20 protein-coding genes are annotated in these 22098 nt (G+C 62.5%); 9 read left to right on the top strand and 11 right to left on the bottom strand.

The genetic code is table 11. The annotated features are described in order from the left end of the window. Window positions 1-48: 48 nt before the first annotated feature. The 3 genes from KYT97_RS24470 (at window position 49) to KYT97_RS24460 (ending at window position 4077) form a co-directional block, all read left to right on the top strand. Entirely contained in the window at window positions 49-1230 is a 1182-nt protein-coding gene (locus KYT97_RS24470) for an acyl-CoA dehydrogenase family protein (RefSeq protein WP_219110874.1), read from the top strand. A 14-nt stretch (window positions 1231-1244) separates the two neighbouring features. After that, window positions 1245-2366, top strand: a complete 1122-nt coding sequence (locus KYT97_RS24465; protein WP_219110872.1) for an acyl-CoA dehydrogenase family protein — start codon at window positions 1245-1247, stop codon at window positions 2364-2366. Window positions 2367-2442: 76 nt separating this feature from the next. Continuing rightward, window positions 2443-4077 carry a long-chain-fatty-acid--CoA ligase gene (locus KYT97_RS24460; protein WP_219110871.1) on the top strand — a complete coding sequence of 545 codons (1635 nt, stop codon included), beginning with the start codon at window positions 2443-2445 and terminating at the stop codon, window positions 4075-4077. Between the two features lie 15 nt (window positions 4078-4092). Here KYT97_RS24460 and nagB read toward each other — a convergent pair whose 3' ends face one another. From nagB to KYT97_RS24415, 9 genes are read right to left on the bottom strand one after another with little or no spacing between them, the layout of a single operon-like run. Beyond that, window positions 4093-4872 (bottom strand): glucosamine-6-phosphate deaminase, encoded by a 780-nt coding sequence (nagB, locus tag KYT97_RS24455; RefSeq protein WP_033232300.1) that lies wholly within the window; start codon window positions 4870-4872, stop codon window positions 4093-4095. A gap of 14 nt (window positions 4873-4886) precedes the next feature. After that, window positions 4887-6056, bottom strand: a complete 1170-nt coding sequence (locus KYT97_RS24450) for an N-acetylglucosamine-6-phosphate deacetylase (RefSeq protein ID WP_245005916.1) — start codon at window positions 6054-6056, stop codon at window positions 4887-4889. Then, window positions 6053-6715 carry an SGNH/GDSL hydrolase family protein gene (locus tag KYT97_RS24445; RefSeq protein ID WP_219110869.1) on the bottom strand — a complete coding sequence of 221 codons (663 nt, stop codon included), beginning with the start codon at window positions 6713-6715 and terminating at the stop codon, window positions 6053-6055. Before KYT97_RS24445 ends, KYT97_RS24450 begins: the two co-directional genes overlap by 4 nt. Then, complete coding sequence (locus tag KYT97_RS24440; RefSeq protein ID WP_033232303.1) at window positions 6712-7419, bottom strand: N-acetylmannosamine-6-phosphate 2-epimerase; 708 nt, start codon at window positions 7417-7419, stop codon at window positions 6712-6714. The genes KYT97_RS24445 and KYT97_RS24440 overlap by 4 nt, the downstream gene beginning before the upstream one ends. Next, a complete protein-coding gene (locus tag KYT97_RS24435) occupies window positions 7416-8345 on the bottom strand; it encodes an ROK family protein (RefSeq protein WP_033232304.1) in 930 nt (309 codons plus the stop codon). Before KYT97_RS24435 ends, KYT97_RS24440 begins: the two co-directional genes overlap by 4 nt. Before the next feature lie 2 nt (window positions 8346-8347). Further along, window positions 8348-9277 carry a dihydrodipicolinate synthase family protein gene (locus tag KYT97_RS24430; protein WP_033232306.1) on the bottom strand — a complete coding sequence of 310 codons (930 nt, stop codon included), beginning with the start codon at window positions 9275-9277 and terminating at the stop codon, window positions 8348-8350. A 58-nt stretch (window positions 9278-9335) separates the two neighbouring features. Beyond that, the gene (locus KYT97_RS24425; protein WP_219110867.1) at window positions 9336-10388 is read right to left on the bottom strand and encodes a Gfo/Idh/MocA family protein; all 1053 of its coding nucleotides are present in this window, start codon (window positions 10386-10388) and stop codon (window positions 9336-9338) included. After that, window positions 10385-11380, bottom strand: a complete 996-nt coding sequence (locus tag KYT97_RS24420) for a Gfo/Idh/MocA family protein (protein WP_219110866.1) — start codon at window positions 11378-11380, stop codon at window positions 10385-10387. The genes KYT97_RS24425 and KYT97_RS24420 overlap by 4 nt, the downstream gene beginning before the upstream one ends. Continuing rightward, window positions 11377-12426, bottom strand: coding sequence for a Gfo/Idh/MocA family protein (locus tag KYT97_RS24415; RefSeq protein WP_092806296.1), 1050 nt, complete (start codon window positions 12424-12426; stop codon window positions 11377-11379). Before KYT97_RS24415 ends, KYT97_RS24420 begins: the two co-directional genes overlap by 4 nt. 273 nt (window positions 12427-12699) lie before the next feature. Between KYT97_RS24415 and KYT97_RS24410 the strand changes: the two genes are divergently transcribed. From KYT97_RS24410 to KYT97_RS24385, 6 genes are all read left to right on the top strand, one after another. Next, complete coding sequence (locus tag KYT97_RS24410; protein ID WP_219110865.1) at window positions 12700-14325, top strand: ABC transporter substrate-binding protein; 1626 nt, start codon at window positions 12700-12702, stop codon at window positions 14323-14325. 43 nt (window positions 14326-14368) lie between these two features. Beyond that, window positions 14369-15328 carry an ABC transporter permease gene (locus KYT97_RS24405; RefSeq protein WP_033232310.1) on the top strand — a complete coding sequence of 320 codons (960 nt, stop codon included), beginning with the start codon at window positions 14369-14371 and terminating at the stop codon, window positions 15326-15328. After that, window positions 15328-17403, top strand: a complete 2076-nt coding sequence (locus KYT97_RS24400; RefSeq protein WP_181933009.1) for a dipeptide/oligopeptide/nickel ABC transporter permease/ATP-binding protein — start codon at window positions 15328-15330, stop codon at window positions 17401-17403. Before KYT97_RS24405 ends, KYT97_RS24400 begins: the two co-directional genes overlap by 1 nt. Continuing rightward, the gene (locus KYT97_RS24395) at window positions 17400-18215 is read left to right on the top strand and encodes an ABC transporter ATP-binding protein (protein ID WP_033232312.1); all 816 of its coding nucleotides are present in this window, start codon (window positions 17400-17402) and stop codon (window positions 18213-18215) included. The genes KYT97_RS24400 and KYT97_RS24395 overlap by 4 nt, the downstream gene beginning before the upstream one ends. A gap of 63 nt (window positions 18216-18278) precedes the next feature. Continuing rightward, window positions 18279-19016: a FadR/GntR family transcriptional regulator gene (locus tag KYT97_RS24390; protein ID WP_033232618.1), complete on the top strand. Its 738-nt coding sequence runs from the start codon at window positions 18279-18281 to the stop codon at window positions 19014-19016. Between the two features lie 72 nt (window positions 19017-19088). After that, window positions 19089-19247 (top strand): hypothetical protein, encoded by a 159-nt coding sequence (locus KYT97_RS24385; protein WP_165826328.1) that lies wholly within the window; start codon window positions 19089-19091, stop codon window positions 19245-19247. A gap of 51 nt (window positions 19248-19298) precedes the next feature. On the opposite strand, the gene KYT97_RS24380 is transcribed toward KYT97_RS24385, so the two are convergent. Both KYT97_RS24380 and KYT97_RS24375 read right to left on the bottom strand, forming a co-directional pair. Continuing rightward, window positions 19299-20414, bottom strand: a complete 1116-nt coding sequence (locus KYT97_RS24380) for an NAD(P)H-dependent flavin oxidoreductase (protein WP_033232313.1) — start codon at window positions 20412-20414, stop codon at window positions 19299-19301. Next, complete coding sequence (locus tag KYT97_RS24375) at window positions 20414-22087, bottom strand: acyl-CoA synthetase (protein WP_045068668.1); 1674 nt, start codon at window positions 22085-22087, stop codon at window positions 20414-20416. The genes KYT97_RS24380 and KYT97_RS24375 overlap by 1 nt, the downstream gene beginning before the upstream one ends. Between the last annotated feature and the right edge of the window lie 11 nt (window positions 22088-22098).

Below are 22098 nucleotides of genomic sequence, written 5' to 3'. Positions count from 1 at the left end.
GAACCTGTGCCAGATAGTCGATTTGTATCTCTACTTCGAGAGGCAACCATGCACATCACCTACACACCTGAGCAACAAGCGCTTCAGGAGGAGTTGCGCGCGTACTTTGCTCAACTGATGACCCCGGCTCGCCGCGAAGCCCTCGCAGCCACCACCGGCGAGTACGGCGAAGGAAACGTCTACCGCGAAGTTGTGGCACAGATGGGCCAGGACGGCTGGCTCACGCTCGGCTGGCCCAAGGAGTACGGCGGGCAGGAACGATCCGCCATGGACCAGCTGATCTTCACCGACGAAGCCGCGATCGCCGGAGCGCCGGTGCCCTTCCTGACCATCAACTCCGTGGCCCCGACAATCATGCATTTCGGCACCGAGGAGCAGAAGGCATTCTTCTTGCCGAAGATCTCGCGCGGCGAACTGCATTTTGCCATCGGGTATTCCGAGCCCGGAGCCGGAACCGACCTGGCATCGCTGCGCACATCCGCCGTCAAGGACGGCGACGACTACATCATCAACGGTCAGAAGATGTGGACAAGCCTCATCCAGTACGCGGACTACATCTGGCTCGCCTGCCGCACCGATCCGGATGCCAAGAAGCACAAGGGAATCAGCATGCTGATCGTCCCCACCACCGCCGAAGGATTCTCCTACACACCGGTGCACACCATGGCCGGACCGGACACCAGCGCCACCTACTACCAGGATGTGCGTGTTCCGGCGTCGTCGATCGTCGGTGAGGAACACGGCGGCTGGGGCCTGATCACCAATCAGCTCAATCACGAACGTGTTGCGCTTACCTCGGCCGGTCCGATTCTGACGGCGCAGCGCGAGGTCCGCGAGTGGGCCCAGAACACCAAGCTTCCCGACGGCCGACGCATGATCGATCAGGAATGGGTGCAGATCAACCTGGCGCGGGTTCATGCCAAGGCCGAGTACCTGAAACTGATGAACTGGGAAATCGCGTCGACCACCGATCACGCTCCTGGCCCGGAAGCGGCGTCGGCCAATAAGGTGTTCGGCACCGAATTCGCCACCGAGGCTTACCGATTGCTGATGGAAATCCTCGGAACGTCGGCCGTCATCCGGCAGAACTCCCCCGGCGCGGTCCTACGTGGACGAATCGAACGGATGCACCGTTCCTCGTTGATCCTGACGTTCGGCGGCGGCACAAACGAAGTGCAGCGCGACATCATCGGTATGACGGCCCTGGGCTTGCCGCCCTCAAAGCGATAAGGACACCTCGCGACATGGATTTCACCTTCACCGAGGCCCAGAACGATCTGGCCGGCCTCACCCGCGGAATTGTCAACGAACTGGTCACCAACGACCGCCTCCGTGAACTCGACGCAGCGCAGGACCGCACCGACCGCACACTGTGGGCGGCGCTCGCATCGTCCGGCGTTCTCAGCGCAGCCTTGCCGGAATCGCTGGGCGGAGACGGATTTGGTGTGCTCGAGCAGTGCAGCATTCTTGTCGAATTGGGCCGGGCTGTTGCGCCGGTGCCGTATCTGACGTCCATCGTGTCGTCCGCCGCCGCGATCGCGGAATTCGGCGACGACACCCAGCGCGCCGACTGGGCTGCGCCCGCAGCACGCGGCGAGAAGATCCTGACAGCAGCGCTGTCCGAAGAATGGGGCGACAATCCGGCTCTCCCGTTCACGCGTGCGAACCGAACGGAAACCGGTTGGGAGCTGACCGGCACGAAGATCGTGGTCGACAGCGCACCGATAGCCGACCTCTTCCTGGTCCCCGCAAGCACCGACGACGGTGTTGTCGTGTTCCTGGTGCAGCCGGGCGACGTCGGTGTCAGTGTCACAAGGCAGTCGATAGTCGACTTCGGCAGCGCAGGCCAGGTCGATCTCGATGCGGTCCAACTACCGGACGACCGGGTGCTCGGCTCGGTGGCTCGGGGCTCCGAGATCAGCGAATGGATCGTCGAACGTGCCCGACTCGGTTCCAGCGCATACCAATACGGTGTACTCGATCAGGCCCTGAAATTGACCGCGGAATACGCGCGCGAGCGAGTCCAGTTCGGTCGCCCGATCGGCAGCTTCCAGGCTGTGGCTCAACGACTGGCCGACGGGTACATCGACGTCAAGGGAGTGCGTCTGACTCTCTGGGCAGCGGCCTGGCAGCTGAGCGAATCTCTCCCTGCCAGCGAGTCCGTCAAGACCGCGAAGTTCTGGGCAGCCGACGCCGGCCATCGCGTCGCACACACCGCCGTCCACGTCCACGGCGGCGTCGGATTGGACGAGGATCACCCGATCCACCGGTACTTCCTCGCTGCCAAGCGTCACGAATTCCTGCTCGGCAACACCACCGATCTGCTGCGCAGTCTCGGTAAGGAACTCGCTGACGAGCCCGCATGAGCTTGTCTCATTAAGCGGAGTCCCACCAAGCGGAATACCCGGACCTGGTCCTCGACGAATCGGTAATGATGCAATTATGAGTGAGAGCCCCACCGTTTCAGATCTGCTCCTCGGAGTCAGTGAGATCGACTCGTACGGCATCCGATTCGAGGACCAGGTCATCACCTGGCGCGAGCATATCCAGGCCTCGTTCGACCGCGCCGCGATGCTCGATGCTGTGCTCGACCACGAGCGTCCACGACACTTCGGTTTGTTGATGGAGAACATTCCGGAGTTCTCACTGATGTTGGGCGCCGCGGCCTTCTCCGGCACGGTGCTGGCCGGACTCAACACAACAAGGCGGGGGCCGGCGCTGGCTCGAGATGTCGCATTGGCCGACTGCCAGATCATCTTCACCGAGAACAGTCAGGCGCACCTTCTCGACGGGGTCGACCTCGGCGACGTTCGGGTAATCAACGTCGACTCGCCGGAGTGGGCGGAACTGTTGGCGCCCTTCGCCCGTTCCCCGCACAACGCCTGCGCAGTCTCTCCCGACGACCTGATGATGCTCATCTTCACCTCGGGGACCAGCGGCGATCCCAAGGCTGTTCGTTGCACGCACTCCAAGATCGCAGATCCCGCGATCATGCTCGGCGATCGATTCGAACTCGGGCCGAGCGATGTCATCTACATGGCAATGCCGATGTTCCATTCCAACGCGATCATGGCAGCGTGGGCAATCGCACTGCATCGCAAGTGCGCAATTGCCATGCGCCGCAAGTTCTCCGCTTCGGGATTTCTCCCTGACGTCCGCAAATACGGGATCACCTACTCCAACTACGTCGGCAAACCGCTTTCCTTCATCGCCGCGACACCCGAGCAGCCCGACGATCACGACAACACTCTGAAGATCATGTACGGCAACGAGGGTGCCGCTCCCGCAGTCGCCACGTTTGTCCGTCGCTTCGGCGCGCGCGTCATCGACGGATTCGGTTCCACCGAGGGTGGAGTGTCGATCGGCGCAGCGCCTATCCCCCGTGCCGGCACTCTCGGACTGCTCCCCGAAGGCGTGAAGATTCTTCACCCCGAAACCGGAGTTCCCTGCCCACCTGCAGAATTCGACGCGGATGGCCGGATCGTCAACGCAGACGAGGCAACCGGCGAAATGGTCAACGTGACCGGTCCGGGAGCCTTCGCCGGGTACTACAAGAACCCCGAAGCCGACGCCGAACGTATGCGCAACGGTCAGTACTGGACCGGCGACCTCGCGTACGCCGACGCCGACGGATATGTCTACTTCGCGGGGCGCAGTTCCGGGTGGCTGCGCGTCGACGGCGAGAACATCGGCGCCGCCCCCATCGAACGCGCGCTCACCGCCTACCCCGGCTTTGCGCAGGTGTCCGTCTACGCAGTCCCGGACAGCGATGTCGGCGACCGAGTGATGGCGTCGGTCATCCCGGTAGGTGATGTCAGCAACTTCGATCCCGAAGCGGTTGCCGCATACATAGATTCACGTCCTGAGCTGGGCCCGAAGCAGAAGCCCACACTCATCCGGGTCTGCAGCGAATTTCCGCGGACCGCAACCTTCAAAGTTGTCACCCGAACCCAGAGCGCGGAGCGCTGGAATACCAGCGATCCGGTCTGGATCCGTCAACGCGGCGAGGCCGAATTCCAGTTGCTCACGCCGGAGCGGGCGCTCACTCTCGAGAAAGTCACGGTCGGAGCACAGTGAAGGTGCGGCGTCGGCTCAGTAGTGTTGCGCGAGCGGCTTGTGTGCTGACACTGTCTTGTAGAACTCGGTGAGCTGAAGCTTCGACGCCGCGGCTTCGTCGACGACAACTGTTGCGTGTGGGTGCAATTGAAGAACCGATGCGGGACAGACCGCGGCGAGGGGTCCTTCGACCGCGGCGGCGATCGCGTCTGCCTTGTGTTCTCCGGTTGCGATCATCACAAGATGTCCTGCGTCGCAGATCGTTCCGAGACCCTGTGTGATGACGTGGCGCGGAACGTCGTCGAGGCTCTCGAAGAATCGTGCGTTGTCTATCCGGGTCTGTTCGGTCAACGTTTTCACCCGTGTGCGTGAGGTCAGCGACGACGTCGGCTCGTTGAATCCGATGTGGCCGTTTGCCCCGATGCCGAGGAGTTGTACATCCACCGGACCGTTGGCGGCGATCGCGCGATCGTAGGCCGCGGCGGCGCCGAACGGGTCTCCGGTAGTTCCGTTCGGACTGAACACGCGAGCACTGTCGAGGTCAAGGTGATTGACCAGCTCGGTCCGGATTACCTGCGCATAGGACTCGGGGTGTCCATCCGGGAGGCCGACGTACTCGTCGAGCAGAAAAGCCTGCAGGCCGGCAAAACTCAAGCCTTCCTCGCGGTGGCGCCTCGCAAGTTCGCGGTAGACGGAGAGCGGCGACGATCCAGTTGCCAAGCCCAAAGTTCGTGCGCCGGAGCGTACTGCGTGGTCGAAGATATCGGCGACAACCGTGCCGGCTGTATCCGCGTCGTTGACGATGACAATTTCCATCGGAGTTCTTCCCCTCAGCTTTCCATGGTGTTCGTAAGCCAGTTTCCCGAAGCCATGACTGCTCGGGGCAAAAGTTTTTGGTCGGTAACGACAAGATCGGCGCGGCATCCCGGGACGAGGTCACCGACAATCCCGGTCAATCCCAACAGCGCAGCGGGAGTTGCAGTTGCGGCGGTGACCGCCGAGAGCAGATCAACGCCGGCATCGAGCACCGTCCGCCGCACGATATCCATCAGTCTGCTGGTACCGCCGGCTATAGCAGTGTCGCCTTGTCCGGCAAGTCGGGCCACTCCGTCGACAACGTCCACGTCGAGTGGACCGAGCGGGTACCGCCCATCCGGCATACCTGCTGCCGCCATGGCGTCGGAGACCAGAGCAATCTGATGTGGGCCGACTAGATCGAACACTGTGGAGACCGTTTCGTCGGCCAGATGAACACCGTCCCCGACCAACTCGACCACCATCTGGCCACGGGCTGCGGCCGCCAGGCAGGCAGCCACTGCGCCAGGCTCACGGTGGTGCATAGGCGCCATTCCGTTGAAAAGGTGTGTGGCACTGAGCGGTGCCTGAGCGGAATGCGCGATCGAGCGGGTGGCGGTGGGATTGGACGCGTCGGTGTGACCGATGCTGACCACTACGCCGTTCTCGGTCAGCATGGTCGACAGTTCGGCAAAATGCGCGGTCTCGGGTGCGATGGTCATCGAACGGATGTGACCGCGCCCGGCAGCCAACAGCGACTCGAGCAGGGCTGGATCGCCGTCGAGAATGCTTGCAGGATCCTGTGCACCACACCGCAGTACCGACAGGAACGGTCCTTCCAGATGGATTCCGGCGAGCGTGCCGCGCTCCACAAGCGACGCCAGCAATTCGATGCGGCCATGCAAGACATTCGGCGGCGCCGACACCAACGACCCGATCACCGAGGTTGTTCCGTTGTGTCGGTGGTGATCCGCCGCTGCGGTGGAGCCGTCACGATCGGCTTCCGGGAAACCGAATCCGCCGGCCCCATGGCAGTGCACGTCCACGAGACCGGGAATGATCGTCGTGCCCGGATCAGCGGGTTCCGGGAGCTGATCCGTCCGCTCCGACGCGGGTCCGGCCCACACCACTCGATCACCGGACGTCTCGACAACTCCGTCGGCCAGCATGCGGCCTCCGGTGATCAGCTTTCCACGCAGGATCACGACATCACCTGTGTTGCAACAGAACTGTCCATGTCGGCGATCCCCAACTCGCGAAGTACCGCGTCCGCGAGCACATAGTGCCCGTTCTCGTTCGGATGGAACGCATCAGCCAAGAGTGACGGCGGCGGCCCCTCCGGTGAATCCGCGAACCACTGCTCGTAGTGATCGATGAAGATCGCGCGCGTCGACGCGGCAACCTGGCGGGTCATCTCGACGTAGTCGATCAGCGCGGATCGCGTCGGCGCGTTCGGGACGTCGATGGGTGGCGGCGTCTGCAGAATCGGAACGGCACCGAGCGCACGTGAGCGGAAGATGATGTCGGACAGGTCTTCCCGGAATCGTTCGAGGTCGTCGCCGCCGCCGAGAGCGTCGTTGGTGCCGAGCATGATCAACACCACCGACGGCTCGAAGATCTCGATGCGATGGGCAAATCCGTCACGGACGTCGGACGAGCGGTTACCGCTCACGCCGGTGTTGATCACAATGTGATTGAACAACGACATCTCGCCACGGATGCGTTCCGCAAAGTGTTCGACGTAGCTGCGCTGCCCGTTTGTGTGAGCCAAACCCTGCGTGATGCTGTCGCCGGTGAACACCCACCGGATCGGTGTGGACGAATTTTTCAGCAGTGCTTCGACTCTGCGACGCTCAGCCGTCATCGACCATCGCTCCGCGCGCCCGCAATCGCCTTGGCGAACGTCGCGGTAATGAAGGCTGGATCGGTGATCGCGGTACCCACCACTACCGAATCCGCACCAAGCGCAATCGCCTGCGCTGCATGCTCCGGGCTGTGGTAGCGACCTTCCGCGATCAGCACTGCATCGGGAAGTGCATTCCTCAGTTCCGAGATCAGCTCCAGATCGGGACCACTGAGCCGTCGACTGTTCTCGGTGTAACCGGCAAGGGTACTCGAGATGATGTCGGCGCCGGCCTCTGCGGCCGCAATGCCATCTTCGAGCGTTCCACAATCAGCCATCACCAGAGCGCCTCGCGCATGGACTGCCTCGACGGTATCCGCGAATGTCAATCCGTCCGGGCGTTGGCGCAATGTCGCGTCGGCTGCAACGATTTGTGCACCGGCGTCGACAACGTCCAACGCGGATTCTCGTGTCGGAGTGATGAACACCCCGGAGGATCCGATCTTCGTCAGACCGATCACCGGCACCGTCACAGCAGCGGCGACAGCGGCGACATCGGGTGTTCCGCCCACTCCGCCGCAGCGAATCGCGGCAGCGCCGCCGTCGACGGCAGCCCTGGCCATCCGCTCGATTGTTGCCGTGTCACGCAGCGCGTGCCCATGGCCAGCCTGGCACGAGACGACCAGCTTTCCGCTGATGATCTTCAGTAACTCGTCGAGTGTCATCGTGATACCTCTGTTCGTGTTGCGGCGGCAAGCAGTCCGGCGCCCACCAATGGCGCGTCGGTGCCCAACCGTGCCGGGAGAATGGCGGTCTCGGCGATCGGCTTCATCGCTTCGACTCGGAATGCCGACATCAAGGGCGACAGCAGATCTGCTCCGATCTGGGCGGCGCCGCCGCCGATCACGATCACCTCGGGATCGAAGGCCGTTGCCACTCCGGCCAGAACCCGGCCGAGTAGTTCACCCGCATCGGTGATCACTGCGCGGGCAATCGGGTCACCCGAGTGCATCAGTGCAACCACCTTCGGCAAAGGCTGCACGGGAACACCAGCCCTGGCGGCATACTCGGCAGCCATGGCGGGTCCGGAGGCAACCGCTTCGAGGTGATCGGTGCGGCCGCAGCCACAGCCGATGGCACCGGCCGCGGGAACGAGCAGATGTGCCAGTTCACCTGCCGTGCCGTGAGCGCCATGACGGAGTTCACCGCCGATGGACAGCGCGCCACCGATGCCGGTGCCGATCGAGACGAACAAGACGGAACTCCGACCGTGGCCGGCACCGATCATGTTCTCCCCGTGCGCCATAACTCGCACGTCGTTGTCCACGGTCACCGGCAGCGACGTACGCGCTTCGAGCTCACTGCGCACCTCTGCGCCCATCCACCCGGGCAGGATGTCGGAAGCGAACACCACTCGACCACTGGACCGATCGACGATTCCCGGTGCACCAACACCGATTCCGTCAACGGTGTGTGTGACGCGTAACTGGTCGATCAGTGCAGCTGTAGTGTCGAGCACCGCGTCTCGGCCCGCCGCCGGTGTTGCTGCGCGTACGGATTCGAGTACTTCACCTGAGGAGGTAACCACGGCTGCAGCTACTTTGGTGCCCCCGATGTCGACACCGATCCAACGCTCCTGCCCGTGCGTCATCGTCAGATCAGTCCGGCGCGTTCGAGAATGACCTTGATGGTTGCGGCCTCGGACTCGTCGAGAGACAGCATCGGAGCGCACATCGTGTTGCTCGAGATGACACCGCGCAGAGCCAGTGCAGTCTTGAAGGCGCCCAATCCGGCAGCACCTGCACTGACGCGGCCCGGCGTCGGCGCGTCGACGATGGAGAAGAGATCCGTGAGCCGGTCCTGCTCGACCTTGGCGGCAGCCCAGTCGCCGGCCTGCGCGGCGCGCCACAACCGGACGTAGCCGTGGGGATCGACGTTTGCCAGGCCGGGCACCGCACCTGATGCACCCATGAGCAGGCAGCCGTCGACTACAACCTCGTGGCCGGTGAAGACGGCAAAGTTCTCCAGGCCGACGGACTGACGCAGCAGCATGCGGAAGCTGACGTCGTCGCCGCTCGAGTCCTTGACACCGGCAATGACACCTTCGCGGCCGAGTTCGACCAGCATTGCGGTGGAAAGCTTGCTGTGAACACGGACCGGAACGTCGTAGGCAAACAGCGGAAGGTCCACTGCCGCATGGATGGAGCGGAAGTGCGTGGCCGTCTCTTCGGCATTGGTGATCGCGTAGAAGGGAGCTGTAGCGACGATGGCGTCGGCACCGGCCTCACGTGCCTGCTCGGCAACGGCGATGACGCGGTTCGTCGTCATGTCGTTGACACCGACCAACACCGGCAACTGGCCGCCGACATGTCCGATGGCCGTCTGCACAACCTGGGCGCGCTGAGCATCGGTCAGGTAGCCGACCTCGCCCGAGGAACCGAGGATGAACAGGCCGTCGACGCCCGCCTCGATCTGCATCGACAGGAGTCGCTCGAGCGACTTCGTGTCGACGTCGCCATCAATGGTCAAGGGTGTGACGATCGGAGGAACAATTCCGCTGAAGGTCGTGGTGTCCGTGCTCATGGGGTCTCCGTACGTTGATTATCGGATTAAATTGCGGGGCAAAACACTTGAAGGTTGATCACACGGAAACCGGCTGCCCGCACGCGGCGGACCGGTATGCGGCGTCGATCACGCGCATCGATGCGCGAGCGTCGGCAACCGAGTAATCGGGGTTGATCCGGTTCGGCAGTCGATCGAGTAGGTGAGCGAGGAAGCTCGACACCGCATTGTCGGATCCGAAGCCCCCGATGGGTAGTGCGGTGACATCACCGGAAGCACCGAACTGCATGAGCGCTGGTTTGTCGTCGTCCGAACTGGCGTAACCGTGCGATCCGAGTACCCGAACCGTTGCGGTATTGGCACCGAAACCTGGTGCTGCGGGGATTCTTCCGACTGTGACGGTCGCAGTGACGCCGTGTGCCAGCGCGAGTGAAATGAGCGCGGTGTCTTCCACACCGAACTTCTCGTGTGCGCCGCCGTACAACGTGCTTGTCTCCGCGTACACCTCGGTGACGTCGAGTCCGGTGAGGTAACGGAGGTAGTCGGCGGCGTATCCAAGGAAGTTCACAACTTCTCCCCCGCCGGACAGTGCTGGGTCGACAACCAACTCCGGCCGTTCCACGGATGTCGCAAAATGTGTTCCGCTGGCGAGGAACTCGATGTCCACGTGGCGTGGAAGTCCGAGGTTTCCCGCGTCGATCCAGCGGCGCAGTCTCCGCAGGGCGGGTGAATGCGTGCGGTTTACTACGGTGCAGATGCGCCCGTTTGCCTCAGCTGCTTCCTGAACCGCCGCGGCTTCTGTCTCGTCGATTCCCACCGGCTTGTCCACGAGGACATCAAGTCCCGCGTTCAAGGCAGCTATAGCGAGCCTCGCATGCCGAGCCGGTTCGCTGCAGATCACTGCCAGATCGATCCGGTCGGGGTCGAGAAGCTCACCGAGGTCGTCGATCCACGCGATGTCGGCGCCGGCAGCCATCTTCATTCCGTCTTCGCGGATCCAGTCGGGCACCGATGATTCGTCGGCGACACCGACCAGGTGCACGCGGGGGTCGGCTCGCAACAAGTCCGCGTAGGACCCGGCATGCCTTACGCCGCTGATGAATCCGACACGGATCGAACCAGTGCTGGTCATTGCTGCCCTCCGATTGCAACGGCGCGCCCGGTATCAAGCGATTGTTGCGCGGCGACGGCTGTGGCGAGCGCCGCGCGCACCTGCCAGTTCTGGACCAACGGCGTCTGAGAACCGTCAAGAGTGCCGATCCAGTGGCGCATCTGATGCGTCATGGCGTCTTCGATCGACGACGGCGGCGCGTTGGTGATGTCGGACATGAGCCCCGGGTCATCGCCCGTGTCGTGCGCGAGAGTGCCCTGCGTGCCCGAGACGACGATGCGACGCACCATCTTTCCCGATTGTGGCAGCGCGTACGCCAACTCGATCAGCGCCAAGGAACCGTCCTCGAAGCGGACGGTCAGATGGAAGCTGTCATGAACGGGCATGCCGGCGGCAAACGTCGGAAAGCTGCGAGCGAACACGCGAATCGGCTTGCGGTCGATCAGCCAGGTCACCAGATCGAGTGCGTGAGTTCCGTTGTGAACGGGATGCCCACCGGAGCGTTCCTTGTCGTGTTGCCACCCGCGCCAGCCGCCCGGCCAGACGTGGCCGGTGTACCAACTCAAATGGATCAAACGGGGATCACCGATAGCGCCCTGCGCGACGGAAGCGCCGATCGAGGTGATCGACGGCTGGAACCGCACGGTCTGACCGACCATCAACGACGTACCGTTGCCTTCGGTCGCTGCAACCATGGCGTCGAAGTCGGCGACGCTCAGCGCGGCCGGCTTCTCCACGTGGACATGCTTTCCCGCACGGCCGGCTGCAATCGTCACCGGCGCATGATCCGGAGTTGCCCCGACGACGTTGACAGCCGTGATCGACGGATCTGCCAGAACTCGGTCCAGGTCGGTGCTCGCCTGCGCGCCCGGTGCGAGGGCAGCCACCGATGCAGCCCGGTTCAAGTCACTACCGACTACGTAGGCGACCTCCACTGTCGGCAGGCCGGCGAGCGAACGTACGTGGTCCCGCGCGATTCCGCCGCTGCCGATCACGGCAACGCGGACGCTCATCGCGCAGCTCGAATGTCCGCGGGCTCGGCCTGTCCGAGACGCACCTGCTGCGCCACGACCAGTGCTCGGTCGGTGTCCGCCGTGAGGGGCGATTCGGCGCCGGAATCGAGAACCCGTGCGATCTCGTCGATTTCGTGGCGGATTGCGGCCTGCATCCACACCGACGACGCCCCGCCGCCGGAGTTGTACTTCTGCGTCTTGGTTGCCGAGTCGATCAAGGACTGATTCTCGTCCGCGTCGTCGAAGATGGGCCAGGATTCGACAACCTGACCTCCGGTGAAGCGCTGCACAAGTCCGGTACGGAAATCCGCCCGAAGCGCGCCGTCCGATCCGTTGACCGTCAGATCCCACGACGACGTGTGCGAGCGGGTCGAGATCGTGTGGGTGCCGACCGCGCCGTTGGCGAACTTCACGACCGTCGTCCGGAATCCGTCGTCCGGTGTCGCGATGCTCGACACGCCGTCGACGTCACCGCCGAGCCAGCACATCAAATCCAGTTCGTGAATCTCGTGAGTGAGTTCGCCGCCGGTCTGACTCTTGTCGAGCTTCCACCACTGTGGGTCCGCGCCGGCGGTGTCTATCCACCGGGACCTCGATGTCTCGATGGCGTTGACGTCACCGATGTCTCCGGACCGGACCGACGCGGCCAGGGCTCGCACACCCGGCATCATCCGCATGATGTGTCCGACCATGAGCGTCGAACCGTTGGTGTCGGCACACTCGATCATGCCGCGAGCTTCGGAGAGCTCGACTGCGAGTGGCTTCTCCACGAACACTGCCTTGCCCTGTGTCAGTGCGGCAAGTGCCGGTTCCGCATGGGTGTGATTGGGCGTCGCGACTACAACAAGGTCGATCGTCGCTTCAGCCGCCACCGCACCGTGATCGTTGGTGGGGGTCGCACCGAATTCTCCCGCAGCTTCCGTCGCCCGCTCTATATCTCGGTCGCAGAGCATCGTGAGTTCGAAACGTGGATGGGCAGCAAACTCGCGTGCGAGTGAACTACCGAAGAATCCGCAACCGACCACGCCGACTTTGTATCGGGTCATGAAGTCTCCAAAGATTGGATAAGGGATGTCCTATGTTATACGGCCAGTGAGATCGACCGTCAATTCGAGGTCGGTAACACAGTCTTCATCTATGCAGGTGAGAGCACTAAATGGTGAATGAAACTCGCCGAAATACGAAATTTCTCCCCGCAAGTTCTCACGACTCTCTAGACGCGTTCTGATCCACAATGTAGGTTACGCAACATCGGACGTCGAACATAGGACATCCCCTATCCCACCCGAGATGTCCCGCTCCCCGCCTTGGAGGCCGCCTTGAAGAACCAACGACCGCTGAGCTCCGCCATCACCCGCCGGGACCTGTTCCGGTACACCGGCCTGCTCGGAGCAGCTGCAGGTATCACCGCAACACTCGCAGCGTGCGGCGGCGGCCCCTCGTCGACCTCGGCCGTGGGCGGCTCCTCGTCCACGGGCGACCTCACCACCGCCATCGGTTACGGAAACGACCAGAGTTTCGATCCGATGCAGACCGCATCCGGCTTCCTGATGGCCGCGGTCAACCACGTGTACGAAGGCCTGCTCGAGAACGATCCGGCCACCGGCGAGACGTATGCCGCGCTGGCGAAGACTGTTCCCACCGACGCCACCGCGTCGAGCTGGACCATGCAGATCCGCGACGGCGCCACCTGGCACGACGGCACCCCGGTCACCTCGGACGACGTTGTCTTCAGCTTCGAGCGCATTCTCGATCCCCAGCAGAACGTGCTGATCCGCGCCTTCTTCTCTTCCTGGTTGCAGTCCGTCACCAAGGTCGACGACCAGACCGTGACACTCAACTTCAACTACCCGTTCAGCGCTGCCGCTCAACGCCTTTCGATTGCCAAGATCATGCCCAAGCATGTCTTCGACGGCCATTGGGACGAAGCCAAGTCCGGCGCGCTCGTGGTCGGCTCCGGTCCGTACAAGGTGACCAGCCATACTCCCAAGAGCAACACGGCATTCGAAGCCTTCCCCGCGTACAACGGCCCGCGTCCGGCCAACTTCACGACCATGAACTGGCTGTCCATCGTCGACACGTCCTCGCGTATCGCACGAGCATCGGGCAACAATGCCGGCGCTCAGCTCGCCGACAACATCCCCGTCGCGAACGTCCCGACGCTGACGTCCGGTGGACGTACCGTCGAGGGCAATCCGGGCATGAACCTGATGTACCTGCTCTTCGACACGACGCAGGCACCGTTCGACGACGTTCGTGTTCGCCAGGCTATGTTCTACGCTCTCAACACTCCGAAGATGATCGAGATCGCCCTGGGCGGCAAGGCCGCTCCGGCCACGAGCTACCTGTACGAGCGCAATCCCGACTACTCGCGCGCGTCCACCGTCTACTCGTACGATCCGGACAAGGCACGCTCGCTCCTCGCTGCCGCCGGCGTCAGCGGACTCGACCTCACGTTGCTCTCCACCAACGTCAGTTGGCTCGCCGATTGCCTCCCCACTATCAAAGAGTCCTGGGACGCAGTCGGATTCAACACCACGCTCGAGCCGCAGGACACCAGTGCGATGGTCAGCAAGCTCAACAGTGGCCAGAAGTTCCAGATCGCGGCCGGCACGTCGAACCCGCAGGCTTTCGGATCCGACGTCGACCTTCTCGTTCGCTACACGTACAGCAAGGGCGGCCTGTGGACCAAGACGTACGCCAAGTGGGACGACACGCCGCAGGCTCAGAGAATCTACGCCACGATGGACGAGGCAACTCGCGAGACGGACCCCGCCAAGCGCAGCACCCTCGTGCAGTCGTACCTGAACCAGATCGCCGAAAACGCTGTCTACTACCCGGTTCTGCATCAGGAACTGCTGACCGCGTGGGATCCGCAGAAGATCACCGACGTCACCCCGCTGCCGTACCCCGGCGTCAACCTGCTTGCGGCAAAGCCGGCCTGATCGCCCGCGCGCGGCAATTTCCCGTCAACTGAGAGATCCCCCGATGGCCAGAGTCCTCCCCATGCTGATCAGGCGATTACTGATACTGATCCCCCTGATCCTCGGCATCATCGCGTTTGTTTTCATCGTGATGCAGTTCGCGCCCACCGATCCCGCAACGGCGGCGTTCAACGGTGGTAACCCGACGGCAGAACAGTTGCAGCAGTTCAAGGAAGAGAACGGACTGCTCGACCCACTGCCGCTGCAGTACGTCCACTTCGTCACCGATCTCCTCAGTGGGAACATGGGTGACAGCCTGATTTCCGGTACCCCGGTGCTGGATTCGATCTCCACGGCACTGCCGCTGACGATTCAACTCACTGTTCTGGGCCTGGTGATCGCCATCGTGCTCTCACTGATCTTCGGTGTCACCAGCGCCCTGTTCCGTGATCGTTGGCCAGATCAGGTCATCCGGGTGGTTTCACTCGCCGGCGTCGCCGCACCGTCATTCTGGTTGGCGCTGCTCATGATTCAGTATCTGGCTGTCAAACTCGGGTGGTTCCCCACCGGCGGCTACGTCAATCCGGCCGACTCGGTCACGGACTGGCTGTGGTACATGGCGCTCCCCGCTTTGTCTCTGTCACTCCCCGTCGCGGCTCAACTCACCCGCATCATCCGCACGTCCATGGTCGAGGAATTGGACAAGGATTACGTCCGCACGGCCATCGGAAGCGGCCTGCCCTACCCCGTGGTGATCGGGCGAAACGTGTTGCGTAACGCGCTGATCAACCCGCTCACCGTTCTGGGTCTGCGCGTCGGGTATCTCTTGGGTGGCGCCGTTGTCATCGAGCAAATCTTCGGCCTTCCCGGCATGGGTCAGCTCATGATCAACGGCGTCACCAACGGCGACCCCGCAGTTGTCCAGGGTGTTGTCATCGTCATCGCAGTCGGTTTCGTCGTCGTCAACCTCGCGGTCGACATCCTCTACCTGCTTGTCAATCCACGACTTCGGAGCGCAGCATGATGAGAAGAAAACTCACCGAGAAGCTTTCGCGTCCCGGTATCACCTTTTCACGGTTTCCCCTCTCCGCCTGGCTCTCGATGGCCGTCCTCGCGATCATCGTCCTCGCCTGCCTGTTCGCACCGCTCATCACGCAGTACAGCCCGCTCGAACAAGCTGTGGGTACGTCCGGACCCAGCGCGGAACACTGGTTCGGCCAGGACAGTCTCGGCCGAGATCTGTTCAGCCGCTTGCTGTACGGCGGACGCTGGTCACTGACTATCGGCCTCGGGTCCACCTTCCTGGCACTGTGCGCCGGCGCCCTCATCGGTTCGGTGGCCGCAACCAGCCGAAAGTCCGTCGACGAGACCATCATGCGTGTGCTCGACGTCGTCATGGCGTTCCCGGGCATCGCGCTCGCAGCCGTCCTCGTTGCAGCGTTCGGCGGTTCGATCCCCGTCCTCATCGTCACCATCGCCTTCCTCTACACCCCGATGGTTGCGCGTGTCGTTCGCGCCAACGTGCTCGCCCAGTACGGCGAGGATTACGTCGCCGCTGAAAAAGTCATCGGGGCAAGCACTTCCCACATCGTCGTCAAGCACGTCGTCACCAACTGCGCTGCCCCTGTTCTCGTGTTCTGCACGGTCATGGTTGCCGACGCCATCGTGCTCGAAGCCAGCCTGTCGTTCATCGGCGCGGGCGTGCGACCACCGGACCCGTCGTGGGGATCGGTAATCGCCGACGGCAAGAACATGGTCCTGCTCGGTGGTTGGTGGGCAACGGTGTTCCCCGGTCTGCTGATTCTTCTGACCGTGCTCTCCCTGAACGTCCTCGCCGAGGGTCTCACCGACGCGATGGCTGATCCGAGCCTGAAGAAGACCAAGAAGACAGCTCTCGAATCAGCCCGCACCGCCGCTGCGGAGGAAACGTCCAACGAGCTCATCCTGGAAGAAGAGGCCGCGCGAGACGCCGAATCACTGGTTGTCAGTGATGACTTCGCCGACTCGAGTGTCATTGTCACCAAGGCGCTGAAACCGGTCGTCGCGCCGACGCCACTCGAAACGCACCTGAAGATCCTGGCGGAAACCGAACGGACACGCACCGATCGTCTTGTCTACGAAGGCGACGCCGCTCCACTGCTCGAGGTACGCAATCTGACGATCCGTTTCCCGGAACGCTACGGTGACACCGCGATCGTCGACAACGTCAGCTTCACGGTCCGTCCGAACGAGACGATGGCTCTGGTCGGCGAATCAGGCTGTGGCAAGTCGCTGACGTCACTGGCGATCATGGGCCTGCTGCCCAAGACCGCAGTGGTGACCGGTGAGATCCTCTTCGACGGCGTCAACGTCCTCGAACTGAACAACCGGGAACGAAACAAGCTTCGCGGACACGACATGGCCATGATCTACCAGGACGCACTCAGCTCCCTGAACCCGGCAATGTTGATCCGCGCCCAGTTCAAGCAGCTCACCAAAAGAGGCGGAACACGTACCGCCGAGGAACTTCTCGAACTTGTCGGACTCGACCCGGTTCGCACGCTTGCCAGCTACCCGCACGAGTTGTCGGGTGGTCAACGCCAGCGCGTCCTCATCGCGATGTCGCTCACGCGTAGCCCGCGCCTGATCGTCGCCGACGAGCCCACCACTGCTCTCGACGTCACCGTCCAGGCTCAGGTGGTGGACCTGCTCAACGATCTGCGGGAAAAGCTCGGCTTTGCGATGGTTTTCGTGAGCCACGATCTTGCACTCGTTGCTTCGCTCGCCCACAAGATCACGGTGATGTACGCCGGTCAGGTCATCGAGTCTGCGCCCACCAGCGATCTGCTCATCGATCCGCGTCACGAATACACCCAGGGCCTCCTCGGCGCCGTTCTCTCCATCGAGGACGAGGCTCCGCGGCTCCACCAGATCCAGGGAACCGTGCCGTCGCCCGGCAGCTTCGCCACCGGTGACCGTTTTGCCGAACGTTCCCTGCGTCCGGATTCCGATCCCCACCGAAAGCCCGAGATGGTTCGGATCGGCGGGACCGAGCACTGGTTCGCCAACCAGTCCGCGGCACCCGTATCCGCAGAATCGGAATTGGAGAGCGTGCGATGACCACAGCCGAAACACCCATCCTGGAACTGAAGAACATTCACGTCGTCCACAAGACTCGTTCGGGATCGTTGTTCAAACCCGGAACCGTGCACGCCGTCAACGATGTCAGTATCGCCGTGCGACGAGGGACGACGATCGGCATCGTGGGCGAGTCCGGTTGCGGCAAGTCGACGCTCGCGAAGGTCATGGTCGGACTGCAGAAGCCGACGTCGGGCGACGTCGTCTTTCGTGGACAGAGTGCTCTGACCCGATCGGCGTCGGTCCGCAAGGAATTCGGGCGCGCTATCTCCATCGTGTTCCAGGACCCGGCCACCGCGCTCAATGCGCGAATGACGGTGGCCGACATCCTCACCGATCCACTCGACGTACACGGCATCGGGAATCGTTCCACCCGCTCTGCTCGGGTCCGCGAACTGGTCGGACTGGTCGGGCTTCCCCAATCCGCGCTCGAAGTCATCCCGAGTCAGATCTCGGGCGGACAGCGCCAGCGCGTTGCCATCGCCCGTGCTCTGGCACTCGAACCGGACGTGATCGTCGCCGACGAGCCGACATCCGCGCTCGACGTGTCGGTGCGCGCGCAGATCCTGAATTTGCTCAGCGACATCAAGGCACGACTCGGGCTGGGAATGGTCTTCATCTCGCACGATATCCAGACCGTTCGCTACGTCTCCGACAGCATTGTCGTGATGAATGCCGGGCGGATCGTTGAACAGGGAACAGCGCAGGAAGTGTTCGACAACCCGTCCGACGCCTACACCGCAAAACTGCTCGGCGCGGCCCCAAGCCTGCTGCAACGCACCGTGGATGCGTGATACCCGATGGAGTCGACAAGCGGACATAGGATGAAGGACGTTCAATTCGGAAAAGGGGAATCGATGTCTGTTCGGAGTGGCACACCGCGTGCTCGTTTCAGCGCGCAGAACCGCATGCGCGCACTTCAATCAGACATCATGAACCTGATCCTGGATCGTCGGCTCTCCCCCGGTGATCCGATGCCCACCGAGGCGGAACTCTCCGAAGAACTGGGAATCGGCAGGAACACTCTGCGCGAGGCTCTCAAGGTTCTGCAGGCCTTGGGCGTCGTCGAAATCCGGCACGGTTTCGGAATGTTCGTCGCTCCGAGTAACTTCGACGCTCTGGCCGACGGCCTGACGTTCCGGGGCAGATTGTCACTTCAGGGCACCGGCCACGAAGCGATGGAATTGGTCGATATCCGTCAGGCTCTCGAAACCGGTCTGATCGGCGCCGCAATGGCAGAGATGACCACCGAGGACCACGACGCACTCGACGAACTCGTCACAGGGATGGAAGTCCGCGCAGCAGCCGGAAAGAATTTCTCCGATATCGATGCGACTTTCCACAGCCGGTTGTATTCACCGCTCGACAATCAGGTGCTTGCACAATTGATGGATGTCTTCTGGCAGGTGTACAGCGAAATCCAGCAGGCAATCGGGCATTCGGATACACCGCTCGTCGATATAGCGTCGAAGCATCGCGCAATTCTCGACGCTATTCGTACCGGCGATGCCATCGAAGCTGCGCACACTCTCGACGTGCATTTCGGTGGTCTACGACAGCGGATCGGAAACCTGCACGCGGACACATCGACCTAGGACATTCAAGGCAGCATTGATCTTCGACACGGTATCTCCCATGCCGACAGATCTTGCGGCAAAATTACAAGTATGAAGAATCCGAACCTGACGCCATCGCGCATCCTCGCGTTGGTCGCCGCCGCTGCCCTGGTCATTTTCGTGATCGCCCGTCGTCGAGACGACGGCGGCGTGCTCAGTCGCGGAGAATGGCTGGCCGACAACGTCGGACCGGACGACTTGGCGGGCTGAAACAACAAAAGGCTCTCGGCCACTGTGGCCGAGAGCCTTTTGCTCTGTCTGCTATTTCATGGAGTCGAGACGCGCACGCGCATCTTCGAATCCGGAAACCAACTCCGCCATAACCTCGGCGACCGGACGGATCTCGTTCATCCGCCCCACGATCTGACCGACCGGCATTGCCACGACATCAGGATTCTCCGACGCCGAAATACGTTGGTGCGCATCACTGACCAGAAGATTCTGCAACGGCATCGGCAACGCGTCCGGTGCGCCGGGCTTCGACCACGCTTCGGTCCACTTCGTCTTGAGCAACCGCGCCGGCTTGCCCGAGTAGATCCGGGACCGAACGGTGTCCGCCGACGTCGCTTTCAGCAATGCACGTTGAATTGCCGACGGCCCTTCCCCTGACGCGCTGCCCAGTTTGTACTCCGACGTGGTGAGCCAGTACGAACCCATCCACACTCCGGACGCACCGAGCGCAAGAGCTGCAGCCACCTGTCGACCGCTTCCGATTCCACCGGCAGCCAACACGGCCGCAGAGTCACCGAGGGCATCGACGATTTCGGGAACCAGCACCATGGAGGCGATCTCACCGGTATGCCCGCCGGCTTCGTAGCCCTGCGCGATCACGATGTCGACGCCGTTCTCCACATGACGACGGGCATGTTCGACAGCACCGGCCAGCGCCGCGACCGGGACCCCCTTTGCATGAGCCTGATCGATGACATCTTTCGGCGGTGAACCAAGAGCATTGGCGATCAAAGCAATTCGATGCCCCAGAGCAACATCGACGTGCGAGCGGGCAACGGAGTGCAGCCAGCCCAACACACCAGTGGCATGTTCGACGTCGTCGGACAACGGCGGCACACCGAGCTCGTCGAGGGTGCGATCGACAAACGCGCGGTGCTCGGCCGGGATCAACTTGTCGAGATCGATCGCGCCGCCCTCGGTGGGAACCTTTGCGGGCATGACGATGTCAACGCCGTACGGCTTACCGTCGGTGTTCTCGTCCATCCAGGTCAGGGCAGCTTCGAGTTCTTCGGGATCGTTGAATCGCACGCAACCCAGGACTCCGAGTCCGCCGGCGCGAGAGATCGCAGCCGCTACGTGCTCCGACGGCGTGAATCCGAAGATCGGGTATTCGATGCCGAACTTGTCGGCAAGATCGGATCTCATCAGGCTTCCACGCTCTCTGCACTGTTTGCCTCGGGAGCACCGTTGCCGTTGTGGTCGTCGGCCTCACGGGACTCCGTTTCGGCCTTCGCCCACCGGTAATCCGGCTTACCGGCCGGGTTGCGCTTGATCTGGTCGACAAACCACACGCTGCGCGGAACCTTGTATCCGGCAATCTCTTTGCGTGCTGCTGTGGCGATGTCGTGCAGCGTCGGAGACGTACCTTCACGGACCTGAACCACCGCGGCAACTCGCTGCCCGAAACGCTCGTCCGGGACACCGACCACCAGCACGTCGAAGATGTCGGGGTGCGCCTTCAACGCGCCTTCGACCTCTTCCGGGTACACCTTCTCGCCGCCGCTGTTGATGGATACCGAACCGCGTCCGAGCATCGTGACCGTGCCGTCGGCTTCGACCTGTGCATAGTCACCGGGAATCGAGTACCGAACACCATTGATGGTGCGGAATGTCTCGGCCGTCTTGACCTCGTCCTTGTAGTAACCGAGCGGGATGTTGCCCCTGCGCGCAAGCATTCCGCGCTGACCCGATCCCGGTTCGACCTCGTTGCCGTCGTCGCCGAGAACCGTTGTGGAGGCGTCGATCTTGACCGTCGGACCGCCAGTGTGCTTCTGCCCCTTGGAGAGAACCGCCAAGCCGCCGAAGCCGGTCTCCGACGCTCCGATGGAGTCTGTGAGCAGACGGTTGGGCAGCAGCTCCAGGAACTGCTCCTGAATGCTCGGTGAGAAGAGCGCCGCGCTGCTTGCCATGACGTACAGCGACGAAAGGTCGTAAGGCTCACCCGTTTCCGGGTTTCCGGCAATCAACGCGTCGAGCATCGGTCGAGCCATCGCGTCGCCGGTGATGAAGATGAGGTTGACCTTGTGCTTGTCGATGTTCTGCCATACCTCATGGGCGTCGAACTCAGGGTGCATCAAACAGGTTCCGCCACCGAAGAGACTGTGGAACACCGCCGACTGCGAGCCGCCGTGGATCATCGGAGGAATCGGGTAGCGAACCATGCTCGGGTTGGCTGCGCCGACCTTCGCCATCTCGTACTCGTCCTCGACCGCAACGCCGGTAACGAAGTTGATGCCACCACCGAGCACTCGCCACCAGTCCTCGTGGCGCCACATGACGCCCTTCGGGCTACCCGTCGTGCCGCCGGTGTAGAGCATGAAGATGTCGTCGTTGCTGCGATCCTCGAAATCGCGCTCGCCCGAACTCTGCGCCAGTGCGGCTTCGTACTCGATGCCGAACGACGAGTAGTCGCCGTCGGTGCCGTCTTCGATGACGACAACCGACTTGACGAGGGGCGCGTTCGGGAGAACGTTCTTGATCTTGTCTGCGTATCGACGCTCGGCGACCAGCGCAACCATGTCCGAATTGTCGAAGATGTATTGCAACTCGTTCTCGACATAGCGGTAGTTGATGTTGACCATCACCGCCCGGATCTTGAAGATCGCGACCATGGCCTCGATTGCCTCGATGACATTGCGGCAGTAGATGCCGACCTTGTCACCCGGCTTCACGCCATGTTCGCGCAGGTAGTGACCGAGCCTGTTGGCGCGGTCCTCGAGTTGCGCGTACGTCACCTCCCGATCATCGGAGACCAGTGCAACCCGGTCCGGAACGAGGTCGATCGAGTGCTCTACGAAGTCTGCGATGTTAAGGGCCACGCCCTTCAAAG

It is taken from the genome of Rhodococcus globerulus, assembly GCF_019334125.1.
Lineage (GTDB): Bacteria > Actinomycetota > Actinomycetes > Mycobacteriales > Mycobacteriaceae > Rhodococcus_F > Rhodococcus_F globerula.
Note: the sequence above shows the minus strand (reverse complement) of the source record. Positions and strands in the feature narration are given on the sequence as shown.